This window comes from Deltaproteobacteria bacterium (assembly GCA_026388545.1).
Taxonomy (GTDB): domain Bacteria; phylum Desulfobacterota; class Syntrophia; order Syntrophales; family UBA2185; genus JAPLJS01.
The window spans coordinates 1-24,019 of the sequence record JAPLJS010000107.1; the positions used below are offsets into that span (position 1 = coordinate 1).

Annotated in this window: 19 protein-coding genes and 1 riboswitch; of the genes, 5 read left to right on the top strand and 14 right to left on the bottom strand. The window is 50.5% G+C overall.

The window, feature by feature from the left end; translation table 11 throughout:
- From NTW12_12765 to NTW12_12790, 6 genes are all read right to left on the bottom strand, one after another.
- Positions 1-1,197: hypothetical protein (locus tag NTW12_12765; GenBank protein MCX5847206.1), on the bottom strand; the 1,197-nt coding region annotated here is incomplete at its 3' end.
- Between the two features lie 5 nt (positions 1,198-1,202).
- Positions 1,203-6,686, bottom strand: a complete 5,484-nt coding sequence (locus tag NTW12_12770; GenBank protein ID MCX5847207.1) for a filamentous hemagglutinin N-terminal domain-containing protein — start codon at positions 6,684-6,686, stop codon at positions 1,203-1,205.
- Positions 6,687-6,715: 29 nt separating this feature from the next.
- Positions 6,716-8,317 carry a BamA/TamA family outer membrane protein gene (locus NTW12_12775; GenBank protein ID MCX5847208.1) on the bottom strand — a complete coding sequence of 534 codons (1,602 nt, stop codon included), beginning with the start codon at positions 8,315-8,317 and terminating at the stop codon, positions 6,716-6,718.
- Positions 8,318-8,536: 219 nt separating this feature from the next.
- Positions 8,537-9,376 carry a helical backbone metal receptor gene (locus tag NTW12_12780; GenBank protein MCX5847209.1) on the bottom strand — a complete coding sequence of 280 codons (840 nt, stop codon included), beginning with the start codon at positions 9,374-9,376 and terminating at the stop codon, positions 8,537-8,539.
- Between the two features lie 20 nt (positions 9,377-9,396).
- Complete coding sequence (locus NTW12_12785; GenBank protein MCX5847210.1) at positions 9,397-10,266, bottom strand: EamA family transporter; 870 nt, start codon at positions 10,264-10,266, stop codon at positions 9,397-9,399.
- Between the two features lie 44 nt (positions 10,267-10,310).
- Entirely contained in the window at positions 10,311-11,051 is a 741-nt protein-coding gene (locus tag NTW12_12790) for a DnaJ domain-containing protein (protein MCX5847211.1), read from the bottom strand.
- A 294-nt stretch (positions 11,052-11,345) separates the two neighbouring features.
- On the opposite strand from NTW12_12790, the gene NTW12_12795 reads away from it, so the two are divergent.
- Positions 11,346-12,056 (top strand): hypothetical protein, encoded by a 711-nt coding sequence (locus tag NTW12_12795; GenBank protein ID MCX5847212.1) that lies wholly within the window; start codon positions 11,346-11,348, stop codon positions 12,054-12,056.
- Positions 12,057-12,129: 73 nt separating this feature from the next.
- Here NTW12_12795 and thiE read toward each other — a convergent pair whose 3' ends face one another.
- The 8 genes from thiE to NTW12_12835 form a co-directional block, all read right to left on the bottom strand.
- Complete coding sequence (thiE, locus tag NTW12_12800) at positions 12,130-12,789, bottom strand: thiamine phosphate synthase (protein MCX5847213.1); 660 nt, start codon at positions 12,787-12,789, stop codon at positions 12,130-12,132.
- The gene (gene thiH / locus NTW12_12805) at positions 12,776-13,900 is read right to left on the bottom strand and encodes a 2-iminoacetate synthase ThiH (GenBank protein ID MCX5847214.1); all 1,125 of its coding nucleotides are present in this window, start codon (positions 13,898-13,900) and stop codon (positions 12,776-12,778) included. Before thiH ends, thiE begins: the two co-directional genes overlap by 14 nt.
- 203 nt (positions 13,901-14,103) lie before the next feature.
- Entirely contained in the window at positions 14,104-14,868 is a 765-nt protein-coding gene (locus tag NTW12_12810) for a thiazole synthase (GenBank protein MCX5847215.1), read from the bottom strand.
- A gap of 13 nt (positions 14,869-14,881) precedes the next feature.
- Positions 14,882-15,082 (bottom strand): sulfur carrier protein ThiS, encoded by a 201-nt coding sequence (gene thiS, locus NTW12_12815; GenBank protein ID MCX5847216.1) that lies wholly within the window; start codon positions 15,080-15,082, stop codon positions 14,882-14,884.
- A 96-nt stretch (positions 15,083-15,178) separates the two neighbouring features.
- Positions 15,179-15,276: riboswitch (TPP riboswitch) on the bottom strand.
- A gap of 175 nt (positions 15,277-15,451) precedes the next feature.
- Positions 15,452-16,105 carry a hypothetical protein gene (locus NTW12_12820; GenBank protein ID MCX5847217.1) on the bottom strand — a complete coding sequence of 218 codons (654 nt, stop codon included), beginning with the start codon at positions 16,103-16,105 and terminating at the stop codon, positions 15,452-15,454.
- A gap of 111 nt (positions 16,106-16,216) precedes the next feature.
- Positions 16,217-17,398 (bottom strand): THUMP domain-containing protein, encoded by a 1,182-nt coding sequence (locus NTW12_12825; protein MCX5847218.1) that lies wholly within the window; start codon positions 17,396-17,398, stop codon positions 16,217-16,219.
- Positions 17,399-17,733: 335 nt separating this feature from the next.
- On the bottom strand, positions 17,734-18,108 hold the full coding sequence (locus NTW12_12830; GenBank protein MCX5847219.1) for a DUF5615 family PIN-like protein: 375 nt from the start codon (positions 18,106-18,108) through the stop codon (positions 17,734-17,736).
- Complete coding sequence (locus tag NTW12_12835; GenBank protein ID MCX5847220.1) at positions 18,105-18,347, bottom strand: DUF433 domain-containing protein; 243 nt, start codon at positions 18,345-18,347, stop codon at positions 18,105-18,107. The genes NTW12_12830 and NTW12_12835 overlap by 4 nt, the downstream gene beginning before the upstream one ends.
- A 479-nt stretch (positions 18,348-18,826) precedes the next feature.
- Between NTW12_12835 and NTW12_12840 the strand changes: the two genes are divergently transcribed.
- The 4 genes from NTW12_12840 to NTW12_12855 all read left to right on the top strand — a co-directional run bounded on the left by NTW12_12840 (position 18,827) and on the right by NTW12_12855 (position 24,012).
- The gene (locus NTW12_12840) at positions 18,827-20,821 is read left to right on the top strand and encodes a DUF1566 domain-containing protein (protein ID MCX5847221.1); all 1,995 of its coding nucleotides are present in this window, start codon (positions 18,827-18,829) and stop codon (positions 20,819-20,821) included.
- Between the two features lie 524 nt (positions 20,822-21,345).
- The gene (locus tag NTW12_12845; protein MCX5847222.1) at positions 21,346-21,588 is read left to right on the top strand and encodes a DUF4258 domain-containing protein; all 243 of its coding nucleotides are present in this window, start codon (positions 21,346-21,348) and stop codon (positions 21,586-21,588) included.
- Positions 21,585-21,791 carry a DUF2283 domain-containing protein gene (locus tag NTW12_12850; GenBank protein ID MCX5847223.1) on the top strand — a complete coding sequence of 69 codons (207 nt, stop codon included), beginning with the start codon at positions 21,585-21,587 and terminating at the stop codon, positions 21,789-21,791. The genes NTW12_12845 and NTW12_12850 overlap by 4 nt, the downstream gene beginning before the upstream one ends.
- Before the next feature lie 307 nt (positions 21,792-22,098).
- A complete protein-coding gene (locus NTW12_12855; GenBank protein MCX5847224.1) occupies positions 22,099-24,012 on the top strand; it encodes an ATP-binding cassette domain-containing protein in 1,914 nt (637 codons plus the stop codon).
- Positions 24,013-24,019 lie beyond the last annotated feature (7 nt).

Below are 24,019 nucleotides of genomic sequence, written 5' to 3' on the forward strand. Positions count from 1 at the left end.
AAGAATGATGCTGCTGCCGGCCTTCAGGATAATATTTCCATTTGATGATGAGACCATTCCATTGATCGTAAGGTCATCAGAAGCACCGCTCGCCGAGGCCTCCAATGTTATATTACCATTCGCAGAAACACCGCCGGCGCCGATCGTGAGAGGGCTATTAGCGATTATGGAAACAGCTCCACCTGATGTAATAGTGGATCCATCGGTAGTGATTTCCCCGATGTTCTGGAGTATGACATTTCCTGTACCGCCGTTGCTGAGACCGCCTACGGCAAGGACGCCGGTGTTGTCAATTTCGATGTTGTTGGCGGTGGTATTAACGGCATTGATAATGCACACACCGGTCATGAGGGGATCGCCGCTGCCGATGCCGTTGACTGCTATGGCATCGAGCATATTTGCAGAAATGCTTATAGAACTTCCCATGCCGTTGATAATTGCGCCGCCAGTGGAGTTAATCGTCACGATGCTGCCCGCATTAATAAGACCGTTTAGCGTTAAATCTCCGCTGGCTATCGCAGTCAGGTTGTTGCTTACTGTTGAGTTGTTCAGGGCAAGTGCACCCGTGCTGTTCAGAATCACGTCGTTTGCGTTCGTGATCCCGACGCTGCTAAAGTTGTTGCTGTCAGCAAGAATGATATCGTTTGTGGAGCCGGCAGCAAATGTCGCTGCTCCCGTCACGGAAAGAGGACCCGTCTGGGTGATAGTGCCACAGGCAGTAACGTTAAGAGTTCCGCTTACCGTCGAGACGCCGAGATTAATGGCAGTGACATCATTTACGGATACATTATTCCCGCTCGCCACCGTCAGTGTTGAAAAGTCGTTGTTTTCGCCCAGGGTGATGTTATTTCCAGCCCCTGCGGCAAACGTCGCCGTTTTCCCAACGCCGTTCGCCGTAATATAGCCGCTCTCCGTGATGGGACCGGCGGCAGTTACATTCAGGTTGCCCGCTATCGCCGAGTTGCCGAGATCAATGCCGTTAATATCGTTCAATGTTACATCATACCCATTGGTGATCATCACCGTGCTGAAGTCATTGGCGCCGGCCAGAGTGATGTTGTTTCCCGCGCCCGCTGCAAAAGTGGCCGTCTTCCCAACTACATTTGCCGTAATCGCACCGCTCTGCATGATCGGACCGGCAGCGGTAACGCTAAGGTTACCCGATACCGTCGAGGCGCCAAGATCAATTGTGTTCACATCATTCAATGCTGCGTGATCGGACCGGTAGCGGTAACGCTAAGGTTACCCGATACCGTCGAGGCGCCAAGATCAATTGTGTTCACATCATTCAATGCTACATCGTTCCCGCTTGTGATCTTCACCGTCGTGAAGTCATTAGCGCCGGCAAGGGTGATGTTGTTTCCGGCTCCCGCTACAAACGTCGCCGCTCCGGTGACGGAAAGTGGACCGGTCTGGGTGATATTGCCACCAGATGTAACGCCAAGTGTCCCGCTTATTGTCGAGGCGTTCAGGGCAAAGGCGCCCATATTAGTCAGGGTGACGTTCCTGCCGCCCAGAATTCCTATGCTGCTGAAGCTGTTGCTCGCATTCGTTAAGGTAATGTCATTCGCCGCGCCTGCACTAAGCAGCCCTGCTCCCGTCACCGGGCCGTTGTATGTCTGGGAGCCGTTAGTCGTTGTTATCGTGCCGTTTAATGAATAGGTTGTCCCAATTGCCGTCTTGAAATTGAAGTTAGGGCTTAGCGTCAGGTTTGTACCGGAAAAACTATACGGGATTTCGGTGAATGTAAGACCTCCCTTCGCGGTTACAAGTGTGGTGTTGGACATCGTCCCGCCAGCGCTGCCTGCGATCAAGGTATTGTAGCCAATCAAGAGATTGGTGATATCCCCGCCGCCGGACAGATACACCGAAGCGCCCCAAGGGCTGGCATCGTCAACGTAGGCAAGAAGCGCACTGTTGCTGGGAACGGGGTTGCCGGAAAGCGCAATAGAGTAAAGACCGCCGGCTTCGGTGGTAGTTTGACCAAGAAATAGTGTTCCATCAACATAGAAATAAATGACCTTTCCTTCCAAAGCCACGTCGAGCATGCCGGATATTGTCTGCGGTGTGGCGACTGGGGGCACCGGGTAGGTGCCGGGCGACTGCCATAGGAGATATGGATAGGTCGTGCCCTGCGTGATTCCCCAGGTGGTCTCGAAGTCCCAGCCGCTAAATGAGGCCAGCGTCGTCATCTGGGCAGTCGTCAGACCTGTGCAGCCGCTGCTGCTCCCTGTGCCTACGCAGTTAGACATGTTAGATGTCTGGGTGTCCCAGTAGGAAAGGCTGATAGTGCCGTCGTTCCTGCCCACCAGCCCGCCGACCAAGCTGCCGGATCCACTCACCATACCCGTGCTGTAGGAATTGGTGATGCTGCCACTGGTATCATTAAGCCCCACCAGCCCACCGATCTGCCAGGTATTGCCGCTCACGTTGCCGGTACTGTATGAATTACTGATAGTGGCGTAGTTAGCGCCCACGAGCCCACCGACAACATCAGGGGCGCTCACGCCGCCGGTGTTGTAAGAGTCGTTGATGGCGCCGGATGTTTCGCCGGATGACAGTTGGCCCACCAGCCCGCCGACAATCCAGTCGCCGGTCACATTGCCTGTGTTGTAGGAATTGCTGATGACGCCGCCTTCGCAGACGCCCGCCAGCCCGCCGACATAGAAATAACCGTCCACGCTGCCTGTGTTGTAAGCGTTGCTGATGGTGCCGCCGCCTTGATTATACCCCACGAGCCCGCCGACATAGTAACTGCTCGCGTTGCCGATTACCGCTCCCGTGTTGTATGAATCGCTGATGGTGCCCCAATTATCCCCCGCCAGACCGCCGACATAATCACTGAGACCGATTACCGTACCCGTGCTGTAGGAACTGTCGATACTGCCGTCATTCCACCCCACCAGTCCGCCGACATAATAGCTGCTGCCGGTTACCGTGCCCTCATTCCACGAACCATCGATGCCGCCTAAATTCTTCCCCACGAGTCCGCCGACATAATAACCGCTGCCGGTTACCGCACCCGTACTATAGGAACTGGTGATGGTACTACTCGTATCATTAAACCCCACGAGTCCGCCGACATACGAATCGGTTCCGCCTTCATAAGTGCCGGTTCCGGTTACCGTCCCCGTGCTGTAGGAACTGCTGATACCGGCGCCAGAAAAATTACCCCCGACCAACCCTCCGACATAAGAGTTACCGGTTACATCACCTGTGCTGTAAGAATTATTATCGATAGTTCCGTAATTACCTCCCACCAGTCCGCCGATAATGTCGCCGGTTCCGGTCACCGTCCCCGTGCTGGAGGAAGTGGTGATGGTGCCGCCATTCTCTCCTACCAGTCCGCCTAACCAACCCTCTCCAATTACCGCACTCGTGCTGTAGGAATTGCTGATGCTGCCGCCACCAGTTTCATTAACCCCTGCCAGTCCGCCAACATAGTAACTGCTCGCGGTTCCGGTCACATTACCCGTGCTGTAGGAATTGCTGATGGTGCCGCCATTATCCCCCACCAGGCCGCCGACAGTATCGTCACCGGTTACCGTCCCCGTGCTATGGGAACTGCTGCTGATGGTGCCGCCATTATTACCTCCCACCAGCCCGCCGATAGTGCCGGTGCCGGTTACCGTAGCCGTGCTTGAGGACTTGCTGATGCTGCCGTAATTATCACCCACCAGGCCGCCTATATATGCGCCGCCTAATGGACCGCCGGCGATTCCGCTTACCGTACCCGTGCTGGTGCAATTGTCGATGGCGCCATCATTCTCCCCCGCCAGGCCGCCGACCCATCTCAGGCCGGCTATGTTCACATCCACCAGCCCGACATTCCGGATGGTTGAGGAACTGCCGGTAAATCCAAATAGTCCGACATAGTCCGTCGTCGGGCGGTTGATTGTGAGTCCGGTGATGGTATGGCCGTTTCCGTCAAAAGCGCCAGTGAAGTACGCAGGGTAGTTACCCACAGGCACAAAGCCGGTTGCGGTATTCCACAATCCGGACGCCTGCGTAAGCTCGCTCATATCGATGTTCGCAGCAAGGGTGTAGCTCGCGCCAAGCGTCGTCGCACTCATTCCCATCAACTGCAACTGGTGCGCATTGTTGATAGTGGTGCTGTACTCCGAGCGCAGGAAGGGACGGGTATTCGCACCGGACATCCACCAGGTATTGGTGAAGTCCCATGGGACTTGACCACCCGTGAACGTTGCCTGTGTCATCATCTGAGCAGTCGTCAGACCGGTGACGCCTGTAGTGGTGCCTCCACCAACACCGATTGTCGCCTGCCCGGAAGTCTCTTTGTCCCAGTAGCTGGCAGTAATGCTGCCCCAATTATACCCCACCAGCCCACCCACATAAGTAGATGTTCCCGTTACCGCCCCCGTGCTGTAGGAACTGCCAATAATTCCTTGATTAGTCCCCACCAGGCCACCCACATTACTCGTTATTCCTGTTACCGCCCCCGTGCTATAGGAATTGCTGATGCTGCCGTAATATTCATACCCCACCAGGCCACCTACGTGCCTGGCTCCACTTACCGCTCCCGTGCTATAGGAATTGCTGATGCTGCTAAGGGGATTATTGGTGCTGCTAGAATATTGATGCCCCACCAAACCGCCGACATCATCGCTGCTCGTTCCGGTTACCGTCCCCGTGCTGTAGGAATTGTCGATGCTGCCGTCAAAAGTTTCCCCCACCAGACCGCCGATACCACTGACGCTTCCTGTTCCGTTATAGATTCCGGTTACCTCTGCCGTGCTGTAGGCGTTGATAATGCTTCCTTCATAATTGCGCCCTACGAGGCCACCGATATAATTATTGTTTCCGGTCACCGTCCCAGTGCTATAGGAATTGCTGATGATGCCGCCGGTAGTCCTATTGAATCCCACGAGACCGCCGACAAAATCGGTGGATCCGGTCACCGTACCTGTGCTGTATGAATTATCAATGCTGCCGTTGTTATATCCCACCAGGCCGCCGACAGATCCATAACCATTTATGTTCACATTCACCAGCCCGACATTACGGATGGTTGAGGAATTGCCGGTAAATCCAAACAGGCCGACATAGTCGGTCAATGGCCGGTTAATATACAGGCCGCTGACGGTATGGCCAAGGCCGTCGAAAACACCGGTAAATTTCCAATCGGGGTCGTAACCCACAGGCGCAAAACCGTAATAGCCCCCTGAGCCATTGTCATTCCATGTGGATGTCGCACTGGCGTCTACATTCTGGCGGAGGGCATAGTATCCGGTAAGACCTGAACTCATGTTCTGCAGGGCGGTCGCGTCGCCGATCAGGGTGTAGGCGTTTCCGGCAATGGTCAGCGAATCAGTGGCAGCCAGGTTCACCGAGCCGTTCGCTCCGGTGATCACCGATCCGCCGCCGGCGCCGGTATTCGGGGTCAAAGTCAGGCTGGCGGCATTGCCGCCGCTGTGACTTAGGGCGGCATTGACTTGAATATTGCGGTAGGCACTCAGCGTCAGATTGTGGCTGCTCGTCCAGCTCACCGTATCGTTAACGTTGATATCGCCACTCCCGTCAGTTGCGCCTGAACTGCTCAAGATGGTTACATCTGTGGAGCCAAGATTGGTGCTCAGGGTGATGCCGGTCATATCACCGCCGCTTGCGGCAATCGTAAAGTCTGTAGGGTCAATCAGCCATGTTCCGGTTTTGCCGTAAGGCGCAAGGGTAGTAATTGCGGCTTTATCGCCGATACTCACCTTTGCGGCCGAAGTCTCTATGAACCCGCCGTCCCCGCCGTTGGGCGCCGAGGCGTCAAGGGTGCCGTTCACCGTGACGGTCCCGCTATCCATTCCGCCCAGTATCTTTATTGTGCCCGCGCCCTGTGCGCTGGTAACGCTTCCCTTATCGAGCGTGACGTCTTTCTTCGCCTTGAAAAAGATCCTGCCGTTTTCTCCGACGACGGCGCTATTGGCACTTACGACGCCCTTTTGCTGGATCAGTCCGCCGTAAATCCCGACATTGCCGCTCTCGGCGACGATCCGGCCCAGGTTTATCGCCCTGTCTTCAGGGGCGCTGATCACAACGGATATGTCGGGATCAAGGGAATCGACAAGGTATACGCTATGCCCTGCCGCAAGGATCACATCACCTTTGGGAGAATTGATAATCCCGCTGTTCTCGACATCCGGCGCTATCAGGTATACCTTTCCCCCCTCGGGTGTTGTTATGGCGCCCTGGTTCTGAATAGGCCCGGCAAAGGCCCCTGCGGTGAAGTTATATTTTCCGGCCAGAAAATCCTGATTGCTGATGTTCAGCGTCGAAGCAACAAGCCCGTTCACATCGATCCGTGCACCCTGGCCGAAGAGTATACCGTTGGGGTTAATGAGAAATACCCTGCCGTTGGATTGCAACATGCCGAGAATCCGGGAGGGGTCCTGGCCGATTACCCGGTTCAGGACGGCGCTTGTGCTGCTCTGCTGGATGAAGCGCACGGCCTCATTGGTATTGATCGAAAAGCGCTGCCAGTTGATGATCGAATTGGGGCTGTTGGTGATCGTGAGGTTGTTGCCCTGGGTATTCATGCTAACCTGTCCGTTCACAACCTGCTGCCCGGCAGGAAGGGCAAAAACTGTGCTTGCGCTGAAGAAAATCAATGTGATTAAAGAAACAAGCTTATTGGCTGTCAGGAAAAGCCTCCTTTTTCTGCACCGATTTGCTTTCATTTTACACTCCTTCACGAATATGCCATTCATTAAAACAATATACTTGCCGACAAATGCCAGACATTGCTCCATCGTGCTGTGTTCTCATCGGGGGGATCAACCACGAAGCCGCAATCAGCCGAGAGGGAGAATCTTTTACCATCCGTTATGCGCAAGCCTGGACCAATGCCGGCAATTTCAGTGCTGACCGTCTCGCCCGGCAAAGGGTCTTTGCGGGAAACATACCCTCTGTCATAAAACACCAGTATGCGGGACTGAAAAGCACTGACATTAAACAACTTGCACAGGTCCGGAGAGTATATCTCGAAACTCCCAGAATATCCCCGATCGTTGGAGAACTCCCTCTCCTGAAAACCACGGACAGAGTTCGCTCCGCCAATCCCATACTGTTCACCCGGCACAAGCGGGTCATTGGTATATTGCCCGTTAAATACCGCACGTACCTGCCAGTCGCCGCCAGGGGCATACCCTAAATTCACGCCATATCGCAGCATATTGTAACTCCGCCGGGCGCCGGTTCGGGCATTTTCGAAATCCTCTGCACCGTCTCTCCCGTCCCAACTGCCCGCCAGATTTTGTATGCCCATCAGATAAAGGCCGGCATTGACTTTTGAAAAAGTCAATGTCCCGGCGTACGTCAGGCTGAGGGGATGCACCGTGACATTATTACCCAGTTGGAACCCAATAAATTCTACATTGTTTTCATAAGCCCGGTAATCCAGGCCCAAGGTTACCTTATGTTCATAAATGCCGATCCTGGTGAGATTCTGGTTGTAATGCAAACCCAGTATTGTTCCCTTGCCGCTTACGTCCATATTATATGAGGACACGTTTATCGTCCCGGAATTCACATTCGAATGGGCGCCGATCAGGTCTATGGACGACCCTAATGAATAGAACGGCGCATGATAACCGATGCTGTAAATATTGACATCTTTCAGATTCTCCGGAGAGGTAATATATTGAAGTGTCAGGAGATGATCCAGGTTGAAGACATTGGCATGCTGCAAGAGGAAGCCCATGCGCGATCGGCCGGTCTGCTTGTCTCCCGTGTTGTCCGCGGTAATACCTGCCTTCCAGGGCTTCTCATCCTTCACCGTAAGGTTCGCGTCAATTTCGGTTTCCTTTTTGTCGCTGTTTTTCAGTTGCAGGTCTATCTTTTTTGCAGGGTTCTCATTCGCAAGCTTGATACTGCGAGATACGGCATTGATATTGGGAGTCTCGCCCTGACGCAGCCCCGGCAAACTGCCAAGAATATTCTCCCGGTTAAAAAAACGGTTCCCCTTAATATTAATGTTTCCTATACGGTTCTCAATGACTTTCAGGCGAACAACACCTTTTTCCAACTCCTGCTCCGGCAGCATCACCGCGACCATGGTAAAGCCGCGGTTACGGTAGGCTTTTTCAAGCTCCTCAATCGCCTCCTGCACCGTACCAAAATCTTTCTCTATGCCGGTAAAGGGGGAAAGGATAGCTTCAAGTTTGTCAGCGGCAATAAGCGTATTCCCTTCCACCTGGTAACGCATGATAGAAAAGCGAGGTATCGCATCCCGGCTATCTTCGGCGGCAAAAGAGACAGAGGCAATCAACAGAAAAATCCCAATAAATACAAGATGGACTATGCGTATCATGTGTGCTCCATTCTTAATGGCAGCTTTTTAATGCTGCTTTCGTCATCACTTATACAATTCTTCTTTCTTTTAGCTTCATTCATTAATGTTACAGATAGGTGGATTTTTATCATACCGTGTGTCTCTTTACAAGATTATTCCTGTTAAAACAAACAAAAACTCGTGATCAGAATCATATAAATTTTTCTTGTTAAATTCTGATCCAAAGCAGGGTTAGTCCTAATACCTGCCGAGATAACCCGCTATCTCCTCGATCCCGGAAATGGCTTTCGGCGTCAGCCTGTACAGTGATTCACTCGTGTAATAGACACGTCCTTTCTTGACGGCGTCGAGACTGCCCAATCTTTTCAAGAAACCCTTTGACGTTTCCCTGGTCATCGGACCTTGCCCCATAAAGATAACATCGGGAGATCGCCGGATTACCTCCTCAATAGAATATTTTGGGTAAGGTGAAGCAGTATCGGAGGCGATATTTTGTAATCCTAAGAGTTTTAGGGCGTCATCAATGACCGTGTTCGTTCCTGCGACAATTAATGGTTCTGCTTGAATTATGAAAATCGCCTTTTTCTTAAGATAGCGGGGAGGGGATTTCTGAATCTTCCTTTCGTACTTACGAATCGCTGTCTCAATCCTGTCCGCCCGTTTGGAGGCCCGATCTTTTATACCGAGTACGATTCCTAAATCGCGGATTCCCTGCGGAAGCTCCGTAAGGCGTTTAGCCCTGAATACATACGTTTTAATATTGAGTTTCGTTAACCTATTTCGGATTTCTATCGGATTCCCATCGTCGATCATAACAACCAGATCAGGTTTCATAGCGATGATGGCTTCGATAGATGGATTCGAATAACCGCCGATTTTCGGTTTATCGAGCGCCTGCGGCGGATAGTCGCAAAAGGTGGTAACTGCCGCAATCCGGTCTCCGAGGCCAAGATCGTAGAGGATCTCTGTAACAGAGGGGGCCAGGGAAACAATTCTTTCCGGCGGTGCGGGAAAAACGGTACCGGAAAGAGTAATCCATAACAACGTTGCCAGAAAGCAAATCCTCATCATTCTCATGATATATTTCTCCCCATCCTTCAGGCGGCCCAGCCTATCAAAAATACACCTGATAACATGATGATAGTTCCCATAATTTTCTCCGCGATTTTTTCTTCCTTAAACCACAGTGCGCCGTACAGAACTCCGAAGAGAATGCTGGTACGTTTCAGCGATATCATGTAGGCGACATTTGTCATCGATATAGCCAGCATATGGCTAAAGATCGCTATGGACACAATTGCACCGAGAATCAAACCGATAAGAGGCTTTTTAATCATATTTTTTAAAGGTTCGGCTTTCACTGCCACGGGAATAAAAGCAATCATTACCATAGTGAGGGCTACGTTGTAAATGATGCCGAAAAAATAGGGATTGGAATGAATGATGGCAAGCTTGCCGATGGTTGATGTGAAAGCATAGATAAAGGAAACGAACAACATCAGACGTGATCCCGGTTCTTTGAATATAGCCTTCAGGGGGCCCAGGAGCCCGTACTCAGTCTTTGAAAGATTGAGAGAATATGCCCCTGCTATAATTAGGATTATTCCGCAGAGTCCACCGGGACTGATTTTTTCACCTAAAATTATCCATCCCGTTACAATGATGAACCCGGGGGTAAAAGCTAAAAACGGTACTGTCAGAGACAGGGGTGAAACCTTAAGGGCCTTCATGTAGCAATAAAACGCTAATGCCTCCATAGGCAAACCAATGAGTACACAGAGCCAGAATGTTGTATCGGGGATGATCCAGGGTATAAAAAAAAGGGCTGTCAAGAGCCAGGGCAGAGCGTAACCCAACCGGATGAGCCCCATCATATAGGGTGACTGATCAGAGAAATATTTTTTTGTGACGGCGTCTGATGTGGCCAGACCGAGAGCGGCAAGTAAAGAAAGAAAAAACCATGACACAGGGTAACATCCCTTTTAATCCGTTTGCGGCTTATACGAGAGTATTATCTTTGTACCTGCCCCGGTGTCGGCTGTGTCCACTTATTCGTACTTCCATCATAAAACCACTTATCGGGGAATCCACGGCGCTTTATATACGTGGGTTTCTTTGCCCACGTAATGAGTTCCATATAAGCCTGGTGGATTTTTCTGAAGGTCGCGGTATCGCCTCCGATATCAGGATGGTGTATCTTTGCCTGGCGCCGGTAGGCGTCTTTTATGTCCTTCTGTAATTCAGCGGCTTTCAACGCTGATTTGTCAAGTTTTAGGTGAGACAAGTAAGCTGCTTTAATGGAAGGAACTTTTAACATTGTCGGTTTGACAGAAAGCACCTGTGCATTATTCCTGACGGCTTGTTCAAGTACATGGTTTGAGGCTACGTATCTTTTATTTGTTCGTTTTTTTTCCGCCCACCAAATATTCCCTAACATATCGGCCATCGTGCTGAAGTCTTCAGCAGGTTTTTTTCCGGGGGATCGTGGATAGAAAAAGCTAAATATCTCCTCGGAGCCATAGGGGAGCATGTCCATAATAATCATGACATCGGAAAAATAAAATGTTGCATACTTTGTGTTCAGTGCTTTTATTAAACCTGTTCTTACGTCCAACTTATAAAGGAGCCGTTTCCGGCATTCCAGGGAACAGTACCTACGCCTGCCGATAGTTACAACATTACCGCAGGCAAGACATCTGTATGTTTTCCTGCCGTTTGGCTCGATTATATTTCTAACGATTAATTGGTCCATAATGACGTCATCAGTAAGAGAGTAAAATTTTGCCCCTCAAGTATTACAGAAATGGATCAATGTCAATGCATTCCATTTTTCATCTTGCTTCAAACTGTATTATTATAATAAAAGAATGGGAATAATGATACATTATTTGGGGAAATATCTCACACCATTTAGTAGGACAGGCGGGACGCCTGTCCTACCGTTTACGCAGGTTGGGCGTCTCGCCCGACACTATGTATTGTTTGAAAACGAATTGGTGTAAGTTATCGTGCCGCTTTGTAAATGTTTCTCTCAAGGGATGAGTACATGAAAATTCTGACCGCATTCATTTTTTTTGCTACTCTCTTCAGTACATTTCCCAATGCTGCGCTATCGGAGGTTATCGTCTATGACGTCGTAGCGCTGAGGGGTAAGGAGGTCATGGTCAGAGCCGAGACTCGGGGAACATTCTTCGGCAAAGGTGGGGAGGTTGTGGACTTCATTATTGATGGAAAGTCTATCGGAAAGAACCTTTCCGGCAGAGATGGATTTGCAGTCAAGCGCTTTGTGCCGGTAAAAACAGGTCAGTATAAAATACACGTAAGATCCGGCGATGATAAAGACAGCGGGCTCCTCCTGGCGCTGGAGAGAAAGACGAAAATTGTTTTTATTGATGTTGAGGGCAGTTTGCTGGAAGGGCCATTTGTAGGAAACGCAAAACCCGGAAGCAATAAGGCCATAAAAAAAATCCATAAGAAATTTCCGATAGTTTTTCTCCAGAAAGGTTATCTTAGTGTGAGAACCGTTAGATCATGGCTGAAGAAAAATGACTTTCCCGATGCACCTGTACTGCCTTGGAGTCAGGGCGAAGTATTTAAAGAAATCAGCGAAAAAGGTTTGAAAATTAAGGCGATAGTCGGGGGGGCGGAGGTGATTGGATCCGCACAGATGTATAAACCGCTTGCCTTTAGTTTTGATTCAGTTGAGGAAGCGGAGGTTGTTGAAGGTTGGGAGGAGATTGAAAAAAAGCTGAAATAGAGTGCAGTTCTTGCGATGGCATTCCACTGAACACGACCGGAGGACGGCGCCGGAGAAATTGCAGTCTTCACATTCAGAGAGATGCACTCCCTATGGCTGCTCTTAGGGCATGCACCCTGGCGCCTATATCGGGAGCTCCAACAATTTCTGTCACAAGCGCGATACATCCGGCTCCCCTCCGATATACCTCGGCTATATTGTGCTCTTTGATTCCGCCGATGGCCACAAACGGTAACCTGATATTTCTCACAACATAATCAAGGTATTCCAGTCCCACCGGGGCGCACACGTCTTTCTTGGTATTCGTAGCAAAGATGGGACCGACCCCTATATAATCAACGCCCAACCGTACTGCGGCCTCGGCCTGGGCGGGAGAATGCGTAGAAAGACCGATGAACATTTCCCCCCCCACCAGTTTCCTGACTTTTTCCGGGGGTAAGTCATCCTGGCCCAGGTGCACCCCGTCCGCATCCGCCAACAAGGCAAGGTCGGGACGGTCGTTGACGATGAAAGTAACCCCGGCATCTCTGGTCATTTTCCTTATTATCAGGCATTCTTCGTACTGCTGCCGGTCACTCTTTTCATTTTCACGGTACTGAATGACCCTGATTCCGGAGTCAATCATCCGCGCCACCACTTCAATGTTGCTCCTGCCCAGGGAGTATTCCTCTGCCGTAATCCCATAAATATCCGCCTCAAGCAGACCGGCCAGGGACCGCCTATGTACAGTCATAATTTCCTCCGGACAAAATCTGCCAGTCTTTATATAACGGCTGGTAACCTTGGGAGTAGAGCATCCCTGCCATCTCAGATACGCTCCGCCCGTCCGATATCTCGAATTGACCGGTAGAACAATATTCCGACCGGCCGCCCACGGCGGTACAGGAACCGGCAGACATTTTAGTAGCTCCCAGTTTGACCAGGTGATCCCGCAGATCGGAACGCTCCCTGGTAGAGATGGTAATCCCGCCCCTGTGCATAAAAAGCCTGAACGCCAGCATGTATTGTAATAAGTTTCTATCACTTACCTCAACCCTGGGCTGGAATCCACCCAGGTGCGGACGCATTCGGGGCGGTGAGATGCTTACCTCAACTTCCGGAAACTTGTTCTGAAGATAGTCGGCGTGCAGTCCCGTGAAAAAAGCCTCGGTTCGCCACCGGTTCAACCCGAGCAGGGCGCCCACATTGACTGTCCTTATCCCCGCCTTGCAGGCGCGTTCCGGGGCTTCCAGGCGGTAACGGTAATTTCGTTTCGGGCCTGCCGGATGCATCTGGGCATAAACCTCCTCGTCATAAACCTCCTGGTAGACGGTTAATCCGTCCACACCCGCGGCTATCAACTCCGCATACTCGCTTTCTTCCAGCGGGTAGATTTCGATGCTGATAGACGTGAAATATCTTTTCAGGATCTCAACACATTCCTTGATATAGGAAACCGGCGAATGCTGCCTTGATTCCCCGGTGAGAATGAGAACGTGTTTCAGGCCGGTTACCGCGATAATTTCCGCTTCTTTCTCTACCTCGAGAGGAGTCAGCTTTTTCCTTTCCAGTTTGTTGTTTACCTGGAATCCACAATACACACAATGATTTACGCAATAATTGGAGAGGTAAAGCGGGGTATAAAGAAGGATCACCCTGCCGAAGTGCTGAACGGTAAGGCGGTGGGCTCTCTGGGCCATTTCCTCTAAGTAAGTTTCCGCCGCAGGGGACAGCAGTGCCAGATAATCCCGTTCATTAAGACGATATTTTGCTATAATTTTTTCGATATCGGCGCCGGCAATCCGTTCAAAAAAACCCTCGAAATTGAATGTGCCGTACCGTTGTATTTCTTCGTAGAAACTCATTAATGAGTAATCCCTTACCTTATGTCAAGCTACATCTCTGTACTAACCGTCAAGGAAGTTGAATTAAGCCTCTCAAAATCCCCCCAACCCCCTTTACTAAAGGGGGAGCAGGAGTAGTTATAATTCCCCCCTTTGACAAAGGGGGGTCTGGAATTTGGTCCCCCCTTTGTCAAAAGGGGGGAAAGGGGGATTTCTTAAACTCTTCAAGAATCCCTCAAAAATCCCGTAAGCGGTGAAGATGCCCGGGCAATGTCCATGATTTCCCCCGGCCCTGACAGGAAGGCCATGCGTCCGGCTTCAACGGCCATGCCGAAGGCCCTGGCCATGGCCACCGGATTACCGGCTGTGGCTATGGCGGTGTTCACCAGCACTGCCGCCACACCCATTTCCATGGCCTCCGCCGCCTCGGAGGGGCGCCCGATTCCGGCGTCCACAATGATGGGGAGAGAAATCTCTTCCACCAAGATCCTCACCATCTCCTTGGTTCTGAGCCCGCGGTTGCTGCCGATGGGAGAACCCAGGGGCATCACCGCAGCCGCACCTGCGTCAACCAGCTTCTTTGCCGCCGTCAGGTCCGGACTCATATAGGGCAGCACCACAAAACCTTCCGCAGCCAGTATTTCGGTGGCTTTAATTGTCTCGAAATTATCCGGAAGCAGGTACCTGTTGTCGGTGATTACTTCAATCTTGACCCAGTTGCCGCAACCGGCAGCTCTGGCCAGTCTGGCGATCCGGACCGCTTCCTGGGCATTCCTGGCCCCCGAGGTGTTGGGCATCAGGATGCAGTCCTTGGGCACAAATGCGGCAATATTCTCCTCCTCGAATTCCATGTCTACCCGCCTTAACGCCACGGTTACTACCTGCGCCCCCGAGGCCTTGACAACTTCGGGGATCAATTTGTTGGAAGAAAACTTGCCGGTTCCCAGAAAAAGCCTGCTGGTTAATTCCCGGTCTCCGATCTTTAAAATGTCACTCACTGGCTTAACCTCCTCCCACAAACCTCAAAATCTCCAACCGGTCATTTTCTTTCAGAGCTATATCGGTCCACTCTCCCTTCTTAATCAGATCGTGGTTGTATTCCACAATAACTGCATCGGGATTTAGACTTTTTAATGCAATGAGACCGGCCACCGTTGCACCTTCTTCAATAATTTCTTTTTTGCCGTTTAAGGTAATTTTCAAAGAGTCACCTCCAAGAAGAGATTCATAAAAAAAAGCCTACCGCCAAGGGTAAGCTTTCTGATCATTTAATTGCCATTGACTGTTTAAGTCAATCGGCAATACAGCTTCTGCTTCCCTACGATGGCATTACCCATATCAGGTTCAGAGGGTTGAGATTATTCTCTCTCAGCCTTGCAGCACCCCAAAGCTAAACTATTCACTTTTAGGGTATTTATATTTTATATGCAGATGGTTGTCAAGATGGAAATGCATTGATTTGGAATGACTGAAAAATGGTGTAAAAAATAAGGGATATCCGTGAAATATTAGTATTCCAACAGGATATCCCCTACTGTGGATTTGTCTATAATTGACTGACGGCAAGGCCTCTTATTTTGTTTTTTCTGCAGGAGCAGCGGGGGCTTCTTCTTTAGGCGTTGCCTCCGCTACTTTACCTTTATCTGCTTTCTCTTTTTCAGTCGAAACAGCGGCTTTTTCTTCAGGCTTTGCCTTATCCACTGCTAATTCCTTGATTTTTTCTTCCTGAGCCTTGATCTTGTCGGCCATATCCTTTATCTGCTGTTTCGTGGAGTCAATATTCCCATTAGCCTTGATCCGATCGCCCTGCAGGTCGTTTTTCTTCAACTTCAAACTGGTGAGCGCCTTGATATTGTCTTCTTTTTTACCGAGGCCGGGCGTCGCATCAATAGCCTCCTGCTTTACGATGTCGTAATCGAGGCTTGCGTCCTTCAGGTCAATGTTAACCAGTTCTTCCTCATATTCGGCTAACTTTTTCTGCTTTACAGCCAGTTCAGTTTTCAATTGCGCCAGCTTCAGTTTCTCTTCAGCGACCTTGACCGCAAACTCAGCCTTGGGGAATCCACCCCGTTTGTCTTCCGGGACCTTCGCTACGATTTTCGGATCAACGTTTGAGGTGATCGATGTCACCTTCGCGGAGATCGAACCCGTGAGTTCATCCATCGTCGCACAACCGGTAAATGCAAATGTAATCACCAGTAAAAAGATAATTGCTGTTTTCTTCATCGCCTGTCCTCCATCAAAGCTGTATTTGCCGATCCTTATGAGTGAAACCCGTCATTTTACTGCGGGCAGTGTAAGGAAAAGTAAAGTGAGTGTCAAGAAAAAATGACCACATTAATACAACTCATACCTGAGGAGACGGCATTCAATCGGCCCATTGAATAACACAAACCGACGTGATGCCTTGAGGCCGATGTGTTTGGCCAGTTCCATATTCCCGGTCAATACAAAGCCTGTCCATCCCCGGCAACGCTGCTTCATTATATCACCAATCTGACGATAAAGATCCTTGAGCTTCTCAACATCACCCAACCTCTTGCCGTAAGGGGGGTTCATTATCACGACTCCTTTATCACCTTCCGGCGTAAACTCATCCAGGGCCGAATGAAAGAAGTATATCTGCCCTTCAAAACCTGCTGCATCAGCGTTGCGGCGTGCCAGTGCAAGCGCACGGCTATCCTGGTCATATCCCGTAATGAGCCCGACAGGCAGCTTCTGAATACCCTTTTCAGCATCAGCCAAAATCAGATCCCATAATCCGGCGTCGAAATCCAGCCAGCGCTGGAAACCAAATGACCGGTTGCGCCCCGGAGCCACCCGTCCTGCAAAAAAACCTGCTTCAATGGGAATGGTACCCGATCCGCACATGGGATCAGCCAGGGGCATTGTGCCGTCCCAACCGGTCAGGGCAATAATGGCAGATGCCAAGGTCTCCCGCAGGGGAGCCTCAGTGCGCTCAAGACGATAGCCGCGACGATCAAGCGCATCGCCGGAACTGTCCAAAGATACCGTACAGACATTTTTTGCCAAATGAATATTTATACGAACATTCGGTGATGATGTGTTCACGTTGGGACGGGTGCCACAATGCTTGCGAATACGATCGACAATGGCATCCTTGGTCTTGAGAGCGACAAATCCCGAATGGGTGATGGCCGAATCCCGTAACGTACAGTCCACTGCAAGCGTCATGGAGGGCCTTATTAAATCATGCCAGACAATGCCGTGCACACCGGCGTAGAGGTCCTCAGGCGATGCACAGGGAAACGTGGCCATAGTTACCAATATCCGACTGGCGGTACGCAACCAGAGATTGGCACGATACAGACCGGCATGGTCGGTAACAAATGACACACCGCCTCGTCCTGCGCTTGCTCCCTGAATATCCAGAGCCTGTAACTCGGCTGCGGCGATCTCTTCGGCTCCTCGCGGTACTGCTGCAAAGCAGTTCATTGATGTTTTCCGTTCACTGGCCGGACGTGCAACACGCCTTATCACACGCTTTTTTTCAGTCATCTCCTTGCTCCTGTCTTTCTGGTACATATTCCTCCAACAGTTGCCGGAATTCCTCTACTGTCTCTCTGTTATCAATCACATTACGCCCTTAGCGTTCTTTCTCAGCCGGCCGCATCTGATTTTCATTTTTTAATGAGAACTTGCTTTTTTGTTGTGGAAGTATAAGCGGGAGTTCGTTCGAAGCACTTGAAAAGGGTGCCGTCATAAGTGTTGATGAAGGGCTCATCCGAGTACGGTACCTGCCAATACAGTCAATATCGGCTTAATCAGAAACAGCTACCGATTATCATGCTTTCTCTTAATAAGTGGCTGTTATCCCCCAATTTTCTTGAGGGTCATTCCTTGTTTTTCTTCCTAATTCGCGCTCTTCCAGGCTCTAAAACAGTAAAGCTGCCGTCAAGTTCTGTAGCATGTCCCCCAAGCAGATCGATCACGGCTGCAACCATTGAGGAGCGCATGCTCGCCGGATAGCGGATTAGCAGTACGCCCGTTATCGCATGTTGATGCGCAAAAACCCACTCACCAAAATCCTTGTCTTCCGTTATCAATAGCCGGTTTTCCGCCACCGCCAATTCCAATACCGCTTCATCTGGTAATGATGGGGATATTTCGGCGATTGCATTGACGGAATAGCCTACTGTCCGCAGTGCGCGAATGACGGAAAAATCGCAACTTTCGTCTGCCAAAATACTCAATGGTTTTGTATTCAATCGGCAGTGCCTGTCTTTAAAAAGATAGTTGTTTCATTGCGGATCATATCGGCGGCGTAAATCAACGCCGCCTGGATGGCTTCTTTCGACAGATTTGGATAAGCATCCAGTAAATCTTCAAAAGAGGCGCCTTCACCCAATTTTCTTACGATGAGGTCGACAGGTATCCTGGTCCCTTTGATGACGGGTTTCCCCAGCATCACTTCCGGTTTGGTCTCTATCATGTCATGGGCATTCATAACATCCCTCCATTATTGGTTATTATGATACCATAAATTTAGATTCAGGACACTTGTTTCTTTACCGAAAAAAGGAAACATCATGCCGCGACATGGAGCGATCAGGTGATATCCTCAATGAAACCATAAAAGACTCTCGCCTCCGGATCCAGATATAGCTGAGAATGATTTTATGTCCCGCTTGGGGATTGGGAGAAAAACCTTCCCCTTTTGGCGATGACTTTAGTCTGATCTTTTATGCACAAAGGATTCGAGGGGTCGAGGATTCAGGGATTCGATAGTAGTTGAGAAGAAGTTCTTCCTTGAATCCTTAAATCCTTAGCAATTCAAAAATAGTTATGACAATCATCATATGGTGATATTTCATTTTTGGTTCATCCGGTTGATGCGTATTTCTTTGACGTCTTAGTAAAATCTATGTATATACAGCCACTTTAAAATCAATTTTCCAGATCAAATATGCGGAGGGTCCGATCGCTATGGTTCAAAAAGATAGGTTTTGGCTGTTGCTCTGTGTATTCATTTTGGGTGCATTTATTTTTGTATATCCTGCTTTTGCGGAGGTTAAAGTCTTCGAACAGGAAGTCGAGGAGTCTGTCAGCCGGGGACAGAGTCAGGAGCAGGTGGAAGCATTCGCTCTCCAGAAGGCCAAGCGCCTCGCCGTAGAGGAGGCGGGGACCTATATCTCCTCCCTGACGGTAGTCAGGAATTATCAGCTCCAGTCAGACGAAGTGACCGCCCTCGCCTCTGGCGTCGTCCAGGCGAAAATTGTAGGCATTCCCGCCGTACGGGTGGAAAACGGTGTCGTCCACGTCAAGGTGAAGGCCCGGATCGATGTGGATACGAGTATCCTTGACCGCCAGGTACAGGAGATCATGAAGGAGAAGGGTACCCTGAAGAAGCTGGAGAAGGAGCGAAAGAAGAACAAGGAACTGGAAGAAAAACTGGCCAATCTGAAGAGTTCCGAGGTGAAGCGACTGGAGGAACTGAACACCCAAGCCCTGGCCCTGGAGCGGGAGCGGGATCGCCAGCGCCTCTTCCGGGAAGAGCAGGCGATCAAAGCAAGAGGCGAGCTGAGCAATGCCGAGGCGGACCGCTTCAAAAAGGAGCGGGAGATGCTGGATCGGATCAACCGGACCCTGGCGGAACAGGAGAAAGCAAAACGGGATGAGGCGACTGCCCTGGCCGCCGAACAGGACCGCATTAAACGAGCCCAGTTGGAGAATGAGCAGCGGTGGAACGACCTGTCCCGAAAGGCGAAGCTCTCCCAGGACTCCTGGGTGGCCATCGATGATAGCCTTTCTCTAAAGCAGGCTATGGTAGAAGTAAATGACCTGAAACGGGAAATCGCCAACCTAAAGGGCCGTCTTGATTACCAGTATGAGGAAAATATAAAAAATTTGAAGGCCGCTTACGTCCAACAATACGCTTTGATGACCAAGAAATTGCCGCCTGAACCGGCTCCGAAAGACGTTTTTGAAAAGATGATTGATTATAATGCGCGGATCTTGGCATATGAACAGCAGGTGAAAAAGGTGGAGAAAGAAAACGGTGAAACGTTGGAAATTCTCAAAAAAAAGGAGAATTTGAAAACAGCCCAGGTGAAGGTGGACTATATGGGACAACAGCTCCGGGTTCTGACGCCTTTCGTTCAACGTCTGCAGGACTTGCAGAATCGCAAATTTACCCTTCCCGAGGGAGGCACCGTGATGGTGGATTTGGGTGAACCTGATGCGGACAATAACCGATTTCCCATCATTCTTAAATATAATGGTAAATCGTGGTCAAAATGGTGGAATTATAGGAATGTCAATAGAGCCAGAGATTTTTACCGGACAAGGACATATCTGAAGGCCGAGGGGCTCTTTCAAATTGAGGAAGCAGAGGAAATCCACCCGAGATTGACAATGGCGCGGGTCACCCATATGGGGATGAAAGAAACGCAAGAATTCAGTTTGGAGAAGCCAAGAATATTCGTTGAGATTGACCAGTTAAGGAAATTTAAAAAGGAGGAAGCAACGGCGAAGGTGTCACATGAGAAGGCAGCAATTGCGCACGCACATATAAAGATCGAAAGTGACGGTCGGTTTATCGCTTATAACGATGGAACAGTCTTGGACACACGGACGAACCTGATGTGGGCAGCAAAGGACAACGGTGGCAATATAAGCTGGGTAGACGCCAAGAGATATTGTGAAAATTATCAAGGGGGTGGCTATACGGACTGGCGTATGCCCACTAAGGATGAGCTAGATACTTTGTATGACGAGGACACAAATTATACGATTCTCTTCTTTTATGGAATTCATATGCCTCGGTTTATTCGTTTAACAATGTGTGGGGTATGGGCATCAGAAACGCGTGGTTATAAAGCATACTACATACTTTTTGGCTGTTTGGGTGACAAGCGGGGTTGGAGATTTCAAGGGGAGGGATCAGGAATACGCGCTCTCCCGGTGCGTTCTAACAAATAGGGTGTTCGCTCATTTTCTTTCGGGTCCAGGGCAAAGTCCTGTTCGCGGCATTCATTATATTCATGAAGGAAAAACGGTGTGGGCGCTTTACAACCTACCCATTTGTGATGAAAAAATACATTTATCCGTCCGCGAACGACGCCTTTCAGAAGGCGCTGTCAAACCGTTGATGATGGATTGAAACGATACAAAGAGAAGTCAACTCCGATCCTGTTGTCCGGGTTGCCTTCTCAGCAGTCTTTAGCTTTCGATTTTTTGCCTTCGTACCTTCGGAAAAATCTTCATGTGTCATTCCGTGCAAGCGAAGCACAACGAAGAGCCTGCCCCGTATCCCCGCCTCCGCGAGGACAGGCTTGATACGGGGGGATCCATTGATTACAGGAAACTCTGGATTCCCTGGTCAAGCCAGTGAATGACGTGAGATGGGTTTTCACCCGATTATGTCTATGGAAAACCTGACATGATTGTGTTAATATAATATTCATATCGGCACATTTCATAACGAGGCAAAGGGAAACGCATCATTGAAGATTTCAAGACATGCCAGAAATAATATGAGGCTGTACGGGATACGCGTTGATGATCTATATAAGGCAATTGAATCCGCCGATTATAGAGATGCAGAAGAAAGCAAGCTTATCGCCGTCAAATTTTTACCGGAGAGATTTACGGAATATCCTTTAAAGGTCGTTTATGAGAAATCAGGACAAGACATCTTTATCATTACGGTGTATCCATTAAAAAAAGCGTTGGGAGGAAAGCCATGAAGATTAGATATGATAAACAAGCCGACGTTGCCTATATTCAATTATCCTCAAAGAAACCGGATGGCGGTGTAGAGATTTCAGAGGGTGTAGTTCTTCATACAACAAAAAAAAATGAGATCGTAGGAATTGAAATACTCGATTCCAGCAAAAGGTTTCCTGTGAAGAATCTCTACAAGTTGGAGTTGGAGCCTGTCAGCGCATAGGTATTTTTGTACTTTCATAATGCAGCACTGATGCACCTGCATAATGGGGTCAGGCTTTAAATTTGAAAATTTAATATCAAGTATCAAGTCTGACCCAGTTATCCCTTACAACCTGCCCATTTGTGATGAAAAAATACATTTATCCGTCCGCGACGCTTTTCAGAAGGCGCTGTCAAACCGTTGATGATGGATTGAAACGATACAAAGAAGAAGGCAACCCCGATCCTTGTCCGGGTTGCCTTCTCTTTTCGGGGATTGATCAAGGGGTGCTCCCCGAACGGAAAAGGTCATTTACAGGCGAGATGCTATGGGACTCATATGGATCAATGAGGTTTCGGTCAGCTTCGGCGGGCCGCGACTGCTGGATGGCGTTACGCTCCAGATCGAGGCGGGCGAAAGGATAGGACTCCTGGGCCGGAACGGCTCGGGCAAGTCCACCCTCATGAAATTGCTCGTGGGCGATATCACCCCGGATACCGGCGGGATCATCCGAAGCGGTGAGGTAAGAATCGCCATGTTGCCCCAGGATATTCCCGACGACCTGCCGGGGACGGTCTATGATGTTGTGGCCTCCGGCGGACCGGAACATCTGGATCTGCTCCGGGAATACCACGATCTTACCCTGCAAATGGCCCGGAGAGGCGATGACGGCCTGCTGAAAAAGCTCGAACGGGTTCAGCACCGGCTGGAAGCATCCGGCTCCTGGCTTTATCATCAGCGGGTGGAAACAGTGATCGCCAGGACCGACCTGGATGAGAATGCCGAGTTCCGGTTTCTGTCGGCGGGGACAAAACGCCGGGTTTTTCTGGCCAAGGCCCTGGTGAACGACCCGGACCTCCTGCTTCTGGACGAGCCCACAAACCATCTGGACATCAACGCCATCCTCTGGATCGAGGAGTTCCTCCTGAAGTTCGAAAAGACCCTCATGTTCGTGACCCATGACCGGGCGTTTCTCCAGCGACTGGCGACACGCATCGTGGAAATCGACCGGGGCCGCCTGATGTCGTATCCCTGCGATTACGGTACGTACCTCGAACGCCGGCAGGCCGTGCTGGAGGCGCAAGAGAAGGAGTGGCAGGAATTTGACAAGAAACTGGCCAGGGAAGAGACCTGGGTTCGGCAAGGGATCAAGGCCCGTCGCACACGGAACGAGGGACGGGTGCGGGCGCTGGTGCAGATGCGTCAGGAGCGGGCGCGCAGGCAGGAGCAGGCGGGCAATGTCCGGCTGACGATCCAGGAGGCGGAGCGCAGCGGTAAATTGGTTGCGGAAGCGGAAAAGATCAGCTTCGCCTTCGACGATAAAAAGATCATGGAAGGGTTCTCCACCGTTATCATCCGCGGCGATAAGGTGGGCATTATCGGGCCCAACGGCTCCGGCAAGACCACGCTCCTCAATATCCTTCTCGGCAACATTGAACCGCAACAGGGCAGGGTCCGCCTGGGGACCGGAGTCCGGATCGCCTATTTTGATCAGCTCCGCGCCCAGCTCGATGAAAACAGGACACTGAAGGATACTATCGCCGCCGGCAACGACATGGTCATCGTAGGCGGCGTCTCGCGGCATATCGTGGGGTATCTCCAGGATTTCCTTTTTCCACCGGCACAGATCCTGTCACCGGTCAGCTCTCTCTCGGGCGGTGAACGCAACCGCCTCCTTCTGGCGAAGCTCTTCATCCTCCCCTCCAATGTCCTGGTCCTGGATGAGCCTACCAACGATCTCGATGCCGAAACGCTCGAACTCCTCGAAGACCGGCTCCTGGAATACAGCGGCACGATCCTCCTGGTCAGTCATGACCGGGCGTTCCTCAATAACGTGGTGACCTCGACGATTGTCTTCGAAGGCGACGGGCGGCTGCAGGAATACGTTGGTGGTTATGACGACTGGCTCCGGCAGCGGACGGTGCAGGATAAGCCGCTCCCGACGGCGCCGAAGGAACAGAAACAGAAGAAGGACAGACCCCCAAAAGAGAAGCAGAAGTTGTCCTTTAAAGAGACACGGGAGATGGAGGCGTTGCCGCAGAAAATCGAAGTCCTGGAGGAGGAGAAGCGGCGCCTGATGGAGACCCTGAATTCTCCCGCATTCTATGTCGGCAGAGACGCGGTTGAAATAAACAAGGCCTATGACCGTCTGGAAGTACTGGAAAAGGAACTGGATGAGGCCTACGGGCGCTGGAATGAACTGGAGAACGAAGCGGCGAAATTCAGTAGCGGGCCGGGGTGAAGGCGGG

Bases quoted from the DNA above. Each gene is read 5' to 3' on its own strand.
- NTW12_12770 (MCX5847207.1), bottom strand. From the start codon at position 6,686: ATGAAAGCAAATCGGTGCAGAAAAAGGAGGCTTTTCCTGACAGCCAAT.
- NTW12_12775 (MCX5847208.1), bottom strand. From the start codon at position 8,317: ATGATACGCATAGTCCATCTTGTATTTATTGGGATTTTTCTGTTGATT.
- NTW12_12780 (MCX5847209.1), bottom strand. From the start codon at position 9,376: ATGAGAATGATGAGGATTTGCTTTCTGGCAACGTTGTTATGGATTACT.
- NTW12_12790 (MCX5847211.1), bottom strand. From the start codon at position 11,051: ATGGACCAATTAATCGTTAGAAATATAATCGAGCCAAACGGCAGGAAA.
- NTW12_12795 (MCX5847212.1), top strand. From the start codon at position 11,346: ATGAAAATTCTGACCGCATTCATTTTTTTTGCTACTCTCTTCAGTACA.
- thiE (MCX5847213.1), bottom strand. From the start codon at position 12,789: ATGACTGTACATAGGCGGTCCCTGGCCGGTCTGCTTGAGGCGGATATT.
- thiH (MCX5847214.1), bottom strand. From the start codon at position 13,900: ATGAGTTTCTACGAAGAAATACAACGGTACGGCACATTCAATTTCGAG.
- NTW12_12820 (MCX5847217.1), bottom strand. From the start codon at position 16,105: ATGAAGAAAACAGCAATTATCTTTTTACTGGTGATTACATTTGCATTT.
- NTW12_12825 (MCX5847218.1), bottom strand. From the start codon at position 17,398: ATGACTGAAAAAAAGCGTGTGATAAGGCGTGTTGCACGTCCGGCCAGT.
- NTW12_12835 (MCX5847220.1), bottom strand. From the start codon at position 18,347: ATGAATGCCCATGACATGATAGAGACCAAACCGGAAGTGATGCTGGGG.
- NTW12_12840 (MCX5847221.1), top strand. From the start codon at position 18,827: ATGGTTCAAAAAGATAGGTTTTGGCTGTTGCTCTGTGTATTCATTTTG.
- NTW12_12850 (MCX5847223.1), top strand. From the start codon at position 21,585: ATGAAGATTAGATATGATAAACAAGCCGACGTTGCCTATATTCAATTA.
- NTW12_12855 (MCX5847224.1), top strand. From the start codon at position 22,099: ATGGGACTCATATGGATCAATGAGGTTTCGGTCAGCTTCGGCGGGCCG.